General features: G+C 65.7%; 8 protein-coding genes. All 8 read left to right on the top strand.

Annotated features, from left to right (window positions below; all coding sequences use genetic code 11):
* On the top strand, nucleotides 1-859 hold an 859-nt coding region (locus tag EOA27_RS13545), incomplete at its 5' end, for a type VI secretion system protein TssA (RefSeq protein WP_127256448.1).
* Between the two features lie 5 nt (nucleotides 860-864).
* Nucleotides 865-1,401 (top strand): type VI secretion system contractile sheath small subunit, encoded by a 537-nt coding sequence (tssB, locus tag EOA27_RS13550; RefSeq protein ID WP_040985731.1) that lies wholly within the window; start codon nucleotides 865-867, stop codon nucleotides 1,399-1,401.
* Between the two features lie 3 nt (nucleotides 1,402-1,404).
* Nucleotides 1,405-2,910: a type VI secretion system contractile sheath large subunit gene (gene tssC, locus EOA27_RS13555; RefSeq protein ID WP_010910844.1), complete on the top strand. Its 1,506-nt coding sequence runs from the start codon at nucleotides 1,405-1,407 to the stop codon at nucleotides 2,908-2,910.
* A 46-nt stretch (nucleotides 2,911-2,956) separates the two neighbouring features.
* Nucleotides 2,957-3,433, top strand: coding sequence for an Hcp family type VI secretion system effector (locus EOA27_RS13560; RefSeq protein ID WP_126062707.1), 477 nt, complete (start codon nucleotides 2,957-2,959; stop codon nucleotides 3,431-3,433).
* Nucleotides 3,420-4,172 (top strand): type VI secretion system baseplate subunit TssE, encoded by a 753-nt coding sequence (tssE, locus tag EOA27_RS13565; RefSeq protein WP_042638539.1) that lies wholly within the window; start codon nucleotides 3,420-3,422, stop codon nucleotides 4,170-4,172. Before EOA27_RS13560 ends, tssE begins: the two co-directional genes overlap by 14 nt.
* Nucleotide 4,173: 1 nt before the next feature.
* Nucleotides 4,174-6,048: a type VI secretion system baseplate subunit TssF gene (tssF, locus tag EOA27_RS13570; RefSeq protein WP_127256451.1), complete on the top strand. Its 1,875-nt coding sequence runs from the start codon at nucleotides 4,174-4,176 to the stop codon at nucleotides 6,046-6,048.
* Nucleotides 6,012-7,076 carry a type VI secretion system baseplate subunit TssG gene (gene tssG, locus EOA27_RS13575; protein WP_126079270.1) on the top strand — a complete coding sequence of 355 codons (1,065 nt, stop codon included), beginning with the start codon at nucleotides 6,012-6,014 and terminating at the stop codon, nucleotides 7,074-7,076. The genes tssF and tssG overlap by 37 nt, the downstream gene beginning before the upstream one ends.
* The coding region (locus EOA27_RS13580) for an FHA domain-containing protein (protein WP_127256453.1) at nucleotides 7,076-7,715 on the top strand (640 nt) is incomplete at its 3' end. The genes tssG and EOA27_RS13580, both read left to right, overlap by 1 nt.

The raw sequence follows: 7,715 nt of genomic DNA on the forward strand, positions 1-7,715 counted from the left end.
GTACTGGGACACGATGCACCCTGCGCTGCGGACGGGCGCGCCGCGCGAGGCCGCCTTGCGCCGCATCAATGCGCTGCTCGACCTGCAAAACGGCCAGGAAGGCCTGCTGGCGAACCTCAGGCAGGCGGTATTCTTCTCGCCGCGCGCGATCGGGCCGATCAGTGGCCGGGACCTGGAACAGGCGGCGCTCGACGAACGCGTCATGCTCCAGGAGGCAGCCTCCGGCCTCGGGACCGCCGAAAAGGCGGCGCTGACGAACGCCCACAACCAGCTGTTGAACCGTGTGCGCACAGGATGCGCGGCGCAGATCGATCAAGCAGCGGACGCGATGACGTCGCTGCTGGCCGACGCGCGTGCCGCGATCGCCGCTCTCGACGCGATTGATACCGCCCTCAATGCCCGCATCGAAGGCAATGGCGCCACCGTCCCGGAATTGAAGAAGTTCCTGCAGCGTTTGCTGACGACGCTGGAGCGGAATTCCAGCGCGGGCGCCCAAGTGGCGAATGGTGCCGCGAAAGCCTCCCCACAGCCGGTTCAGCCGGCATCGACGCCCGCCCGAAACGGTCATGGAGCCGAGCCGATGGCAAGTGTGGCAAGCCCAGTCGAAGCGAGCGCCGGCCTGCCGGACCGGATCAACTCGCGCGACGAAGTCGTCAAATGCCTGGACCTCGTCGTCGCCTTCTACGACCGCACCGAGCCGTCCAGCCCCATCCCGCATCTCGCCCGGCGGGTGCGCCGGATGGTGCACATGGATTTCGTGGAACTGATGGAAGATCTCGCCCCGTCGGGGCTGAAGGAATTCCGGCTGCTTGCCGGTGTCCCGGATCCCAAGAAGCCGGCCCAGAAGGATGAAAGGTAACAAGCATGCCAGCAGAGAGCAAAGCGAAGGTCATCGAAAGAAACCGCGCGCCGCGCGTGCAGATCGCCTACGATGTCGAAACCTACGGCAGCCCGACGACGATCGAACTGCCGTTCGTCATGGCCGTGATGGCGGACCTTGCAGGCGCTTCGCAGACCAAGGAAGCGTCGAAATCGGTCCTCGACCGCAACTTCGTCGAAACCGACGCCAACCGCTTCCCGAAATTCATGGAAGCGATGGGGCCGCGCGTGAAGGCGCGGGTGAAGAACACCTTGCCGCAAGCCGAGGGCCAGGAGCGGGACGAAGAGCTCGCCATCGACCTCACCTTCTCCAAGATGGGCGACTTCGCGCCGGACAAGATCGCCGAGCAGGTCCCGCAGCTGGCCGAGATCCTGAAGATGCGCCGCCAGCTCGAGGAGTTGCTGGGCTTCATGGACGGCCGCGTCGACGCCGAAAAGCGCATCGCGCAGCTTCTGAACAACGAGCCGCTGCTGAGCAAGATCGCCAGCCAGGCGATGGATGACGGCAAGGGCGAGGAGTAAGTCATGGCCGAACAGCAAAAAACCGCAGCCGCCACCGCCGAGGCGGAAGCCATCGATCTCGGCGAATTCAGCGGGCTCCTTGAAAAGGATTTCAAGGTCAAGAAGGACGACAGCGAGAAGCTGCAGCAGCTGGTGCGCAACCTGGCACTGGCGGCGCAATCGCGCTCCGAGACGACGACCATCTCTTCTAACGCGATCAAGTCGATCAAGTCGCTGATCGCCGGCATCGACAAGATGCTGACGACGCAGGTCAACGAGATCCTGCATGCGCCGGAAGTGCGCGAGATGGAAGGCACGTGGCGCGGCCTCTGGTACCTGATCAACAACACCGAGACCGATACCAAGCTGAAGATCCGGGTGATGAACATCTCCAAGGAGCAGCTGGCCGACACGCTGGAAGACTATGAAGGCCAGATGTGGGACCAGAGCCCGATCTTCAAGAAGGTCTACACGGACGAGTATTCGATGCTGGGCGGCGAGCCTATCGGCTGCATCATCGGCGCCTACGAGTTCTCCAACCACCCGCGCGACGTCGGCCTACTGCGCAACATCTCGGGCGTCTGCGCCTCGGCGCACACGCCGTTCATCGCTGCCGCCTCGCCGCGGCTGTTCCGCATGGACAGCTGGCAGGAACTGCCGAACCCGCAGGACCTGCAGATGATCGTGAACAACCCGGCCTATGCCTCCTGGCAGTCGCTGCGCGAAAGCGAGGATGCCCGCTATATCGGGCTCACCATGCCGCGCGTGCTGGCGCGCCTGCCCTATGGTTCTGAAACCGTTCCGGTGAAGGGCTTCACCTTCGAGGAGGAGGTGGGCGGCGACCACAACAAATATGTCTGGATGAACGCCGCCTTCCCGATGGGCGTCAACATCAACCGCAGCCACAAGCTCTATGGCTGGGGCACGCAGATCCGCGGCGTCGAGAATGGCGGCACGGTGCTCAACCTGCCGGTGCACGCCTTCCCAACCGACGACGGCTCGATCGCGATGAAATGTCCGACCGAGGTCGCCATCGACGACCGGCGCGAAGCGGAATTGGCCAAACTCGGCCTGATGCCGATCCTGCACCGCAAGAACACCGACCTTGCGGCCTTCATCGGCGCGCATTCGCTGCAGGACGACGAGACGCGCGCCGGACGTCTGGTCGATCCTGACGCGCAGTCGAACGAGCGGCTTTCCGCCAACTTGCCTTACCTGTTCCCGGTCTCGCGCTTCGCGCACTACCTCAAGGCGATCGCGCGCGACAAGATCGGCTCGTTCAAGGAACGCACCGACATGGAGATCTGGTTGACAGAATGGATCAACCGGTACGTGCTGGCCAACCCTGCCTTCGCCGACGACAAGGCGCGCGCCAAGCGCCCGCTTGCCGCGGCCGAGGTGCAGGTCGACAGCGTCGAAGGCCGGCCCGGTTACTACAACGCCCGTTTCTATCTGCGTCCGCACTATCAGTTGGAAGGCATCAACGCCTCGCTCCGGCTGGTGTCGGAACTGCCGTCGGTGAAGGGCTGAACTCGTTAAGCAAAGTCATCTTGTTTCGTAGCGGTGGAGAAAGACAATGCCAGACAGAACCGATGCGCCCTCGACGAAAATCGACGGCTTCCTGAAAGTGCCGGACATCAAGGGCCCGAGCAAACGTGACGGCCATGAAGACGAGATCGAGATCCACGGCGTCGACTACAAGATGATCGCGCCCTACGACCCGAACTCGCTGTCGCGGCGCGGCCGCGTGTCCATGGGAATGATCAAATTCTTCAAGCACTACGACAAGTCGTCGCCCTACCTGAAGAAGGCGCTGTTCGAGAACAAGGCGCTGGACGAGGTGGTGTTCTCGGCACGCCGCACCATCGACGGCGAGACGAGCGACTATCTGGTGGTGACTCTCACCGACGCCTCGATCATGGAATACGATATGCGGCAGGCGCAGGACGAGCCAGACCTGATCGAGGAAGAGGTCAGCTTCGCCTACAAGAAGATCAAGTTCGTCTACGACAAGGACGATGAGATCGAAATGGACGTCTATGTCGGCAAGTGAGGCCAAGCGGCCCGGCGCAAAGGCGCAGCTCGCCGGCAGCTCCCGGGCAAAGCGCGAGGCGGTTCAGCCCTCCCTCTGGGACCGCCTCGTCAACGATTTGCCCGGGCTGACGTCGGAGATCGACGGGCTGCGTCGCCTGCTGGATGAAGAACTCGGCGCCGAGCGCGTCGAGGCTCTTCTTGCCGGCAGCGCGCGGGCCATCGATGCCGATGCCGAGCTTACGGCCGAGCAGAAACGGCGACTGCATAGGCTGATCTTCCAGACCGAGCATCGCGCCGAAATCGAAAGCCGCGGCGTGGTGGTATCGGCGCGCGTGCTGCGCGAAGCCGTCCGGCGCGACATAGAGGCGCTGTTCAACACCGAGCGTTTCGAATCCGTGCCGATGCTGTCCGACGCCGAGCACGAACAGCCCTTGGACGAGTTGCCGTCGCTGGCCGATTTTCCGGAAGTGCGCCGCAGCGTCGTCAATTACGGCGTGCCGTCCTTCTCCGGCCGCTCCTCGCGGGATTTCGACCGCGACACGCTGGCGCGCGAAATCCGCGCGGTGCTCGCCACCTTCGAGCCGCGTCTCAAGGAAAGCGCGACAACCGTGAATGTCACGCTCGGCGACAAAAGCGTCGGCCTCAAGATCGAGATCGACGCCGTGCTGATCATGACGCCGACGCCGGAACGCATGCGGCTGCGCACCACGATCAATCTCGACAACGGCCTGGCGCGAACCGAATTCCGGGAGACCTGAGATGGATCGGGTCTTCGTAGAGTATTACGAAGAGGAACTAACCCATATCCGGGCGCTGGCCGCGGAATTCGCCGACATGCATCCGGCGGTCGCGCGCAACCTTTCCCTCGATACCGTCCCCTGCCCCGACCCCTATGTCGAAAGGCTGCTCGACGGCGTTGCCTTCCTTGCGGCGCGCACGCGGCTCAAGGTCGACGCGGAGCGCTCGCGCTTCTCGCGAGCCGTGCTCGACGTGCTTTACCCGGACCTGGTGACGCCGGCGCCTGCGACGGCGATGGCCGTGCTGAAACCTGGACAGCAAGTGCAGTCGATGATCGCCGGCCATGCCGTCGCGCGCGGCACGCGGCTGGTCTCGGGCCTGCATCCGGGGCTCTCGACGCGCTCGACCTTCACCACCGCGCAAGAGGTCACGCTGTGGCCGATCGCGATCACCTCGGTCGGCTATTTCCAGGACCGCAGCGCGCTGGCGGCCGCCGGCATCGCGCCGATCGGCGGCGTGCGCGGCGAGGCGGCGTTCCGCATCACGCTGGCGCGGACCGGAAAGGGCAAGCTCAGCGAGTTGTCGCTCGACCGCCTCGACCTCTATTTCGCCGGGCGCGCCAAGGCGCCGCTCATCTTCGACGCGATCTTCGGCGCCTGCTCGGCCGTCGGCGCGCGGGCGGAAGGCAAGACCAATCCGCTCACCGCCCTGCCCGAGCCCGAGATGATCGGCATCGACGACGACGAAGCGCTGATGCCGCGCACCCGCCCGACTTTCGAGGGGTACCGGCTGCTGCGCGAATATTTCATGATCCCGGAGCGCTTCCACTATGTGCGGGTCGCCGGCCTGCAGCCGGTGGTGCGCAAGTGCGATGGTGCAATAGAGATCATCTTCCTGTTCCGGCGTCCGGTGCCGGAGCTCGCCGATGTGACGGCCGCCGATTTCGAGCTGTTCGCGACGCCGATCATCAATCTCTTCGAACGCGAATGCAACGTCATCGAGATCGATCCGCGCCGGACGCGCCAGGTGCTGCATGCTGATCGCACCAGGGCGCGCGACTTCGAGATCTTCCGCGTCACCCGGGTTGAGGACGCCGACGCCGAAGGCAGCGAAGCGGTCATTCCCGAATTGTTCAGCCTCGGGCAGAACCGCGGCAGCGGCTGGGTCTACTCGACGGAGCGGCGCCCGCGCCGGGCAACGGAGGACGAGCGGCGCGACGGCCTGACCCGCACCTCCTATACCGGCGACGATGTCTTCATCGCGGTGTCGCGCCCGGCGGGGAGCCCGGCCAACCGGCCGCTCAAGCGGCTCGACGTGATGGCGCTCTGCACCAATCGCGACCTGGCGATCCTGGACGACACGCCGACGCTGACGCTGGAGACCGCCGATCCGGTGGAAGCGGTGCGGCTGCTCGGCGCGCTGCGGCCGCCGCAGCCGGCCATCCCGGCAGCTCTGCCGGCCGGCGCCGAAGGCGAATCCCGCGCCGACAATCTCGCCTGGCGGCTGGTGGCGCAGCTTTCGCTCAACTTCCTCAGCCTCGCCAAGGAGGGCCGCGGCGTCGACCCGCTGCACGCCTTGCTCGACCTCTACGCCGATCGCGGCGATCCAAGCCTTGCCCGCAACGTGCATTCGATCACCCGCATCGACTCGCGCCCGGTGATCGAGCGGCTGCAGATCGACGGGCCGATGTGTTTCGGCCGCGGCACCGAGGTGACGCTGCATGTCGACCAGTCGGTGCTGGCGGGTCAAAGCACACTGCTGCTTTCGGCCCTGCTTGCGCGGCTGTTCGCCCGCCATGCCGGGATAAATGGTTTCGTGCGGACTCGCACGCGGTTGCTGCAGAAGCAGGAGGATGTGCCATGGCCGATGACGCCCGGCAATCGCTACCTGATCTAGCGCAACCGGCCCCAACGGAGGCGGAGCCGCTGTCGGAGGGGTACGACTTCTTCGAGCTGCTGCGCCGGCTGGAGCAGCGACGGGGTCTGTTCGGCCATTCGGGAACCGCGGAGCGCGAGCCGGCAAGGCTCGGCCAGCATGTGCGCCTGAGCTTCTCGGCCAGGGACGTGGTCAAATTCCAAGATGCGGGCGAAAAGGCTCCGGCGCGGGTGACCCTCGCCAATCTCGGCCTGCTCGGGCCGGAAGGGCCGATGCCGCTGCATCTGACGCGCTGGGTGCTCGACCGGCTGTCGCAACGCTGGTTCACCGGTGCCGACGCCGAGCAGACCAGCGACACGACCTTCGTCGACTTTGTCAACATCCTGCAGCACCGCATGATCGCGCTCTACTATCGCGCCTGGGCGGACGCGCATCCGGCGGTGCAGATCGAACGTTCGGTCGGCGGTCGTGTCCGCGCCATGCTGGAAGCCATGGCCGGCATCGGCCTTCCCGGCACGCAGGACCCCGAGCTCGACACGGTTCGGCTGCGCCAGGCCGGATCGCTGGCGAACCAGGTCGACGGCGCGGAGCGGCTGACGCTGTTCCTCGCCACCGCCTTCAAGGTGCCGGTTGAGATCAAGGAATTCGTCGCCGCCTGGATCGCCATTCCGAAGGCGCTGCAGAGCCAAGTCGGCAAGGCCTATGCGGCGCTGGGGCGCGGGGCCACGATCGGCCCGCGCGTCTTCAGCCGGCAGAGCCGCATCGAATTGCGCGTCGGCCCGCTCAGCCTCGACGATTTCAAGTCGTTCCTGCCTGGAGAACGGAGGCTTGTCCTGTTCAAGAAGGCGGTGCGCGACATGATCGGCGAAGCCCTTGATGTCGACCTCAGGATCGTGCTCGCGCGCGACGCCGTGCCGGCGCCCAAGATGGGAACGATCCAGCTCGGCCGGACCTCATGGCTCTCGCGCCCCACCGAAATGGGAGACGCCGACGATCTCAGGCTGCGCACCATCGTCGGTTGGCGGCCGGACATGGCGGAGGCAGCCTGATGAGCCTGCTTCTGACCCTGGAACAAGGTCCGCGCTCGCAGGTGGTCAGGCAGACCCGGCTGGACGAGGGCGAGTTGGTGATCGGCCGCAGCGCCGATGCCGGCTGGCAGATCGACGACCCGGACATGTTCGTCTCACGCGCGCACTGCAAGATCAGCGGCGGCCGCGACGGCTATTTTGTCACCGACACGTCGAGCAGTGGATTGTTCATCGACGACTCCGACAGCCCGCTCGGAACCGGCAGGTCGACGCGCTTGCAAAGCGGCATGCGGCTGCGCATGGGCGACTATGTGCTCCATGTTGAGATCCAGCCGGGCGCCGGCCACACCTCGATCGGCCAGGCGCCGATCGCCAATGCTGTGCCGGCATGGCCGTCGCCACAGGCGCGGACGCCAGCCAATATCGGCGGCGACGATTTCTTCTCGGCCAAGGCCGAGGAGGAGCCGCAGCGGCCGCGCCCGGCCGGGCTGCCCGATCCGTTCGAGCAGCCTGTGCCCGGAGCTTACGATCGCGCTTCGAACCAGCGCAGCTCGCCGGCCTTCGACGATCCGTTCAGCCTCGATCCGGTGGCGACGCCGACCTCGAACGACGAGCCCGCCACCGGCCGAGCGGACCCGTTCGGCTTTGGCGACATGCCAG

Source organism: Mesorhizobium sp. M2A.F.Ca.ET.037.01.1.1 (genome assembly GCF_003998075.1).
In the GTDB taxonomy this organism is placed as follows: domain Bacteria; phylum Pseudomonadota; class Alphaproteobacteria; order Rhizobiales; family Rhizobiaceae; genus Mesorhizobium.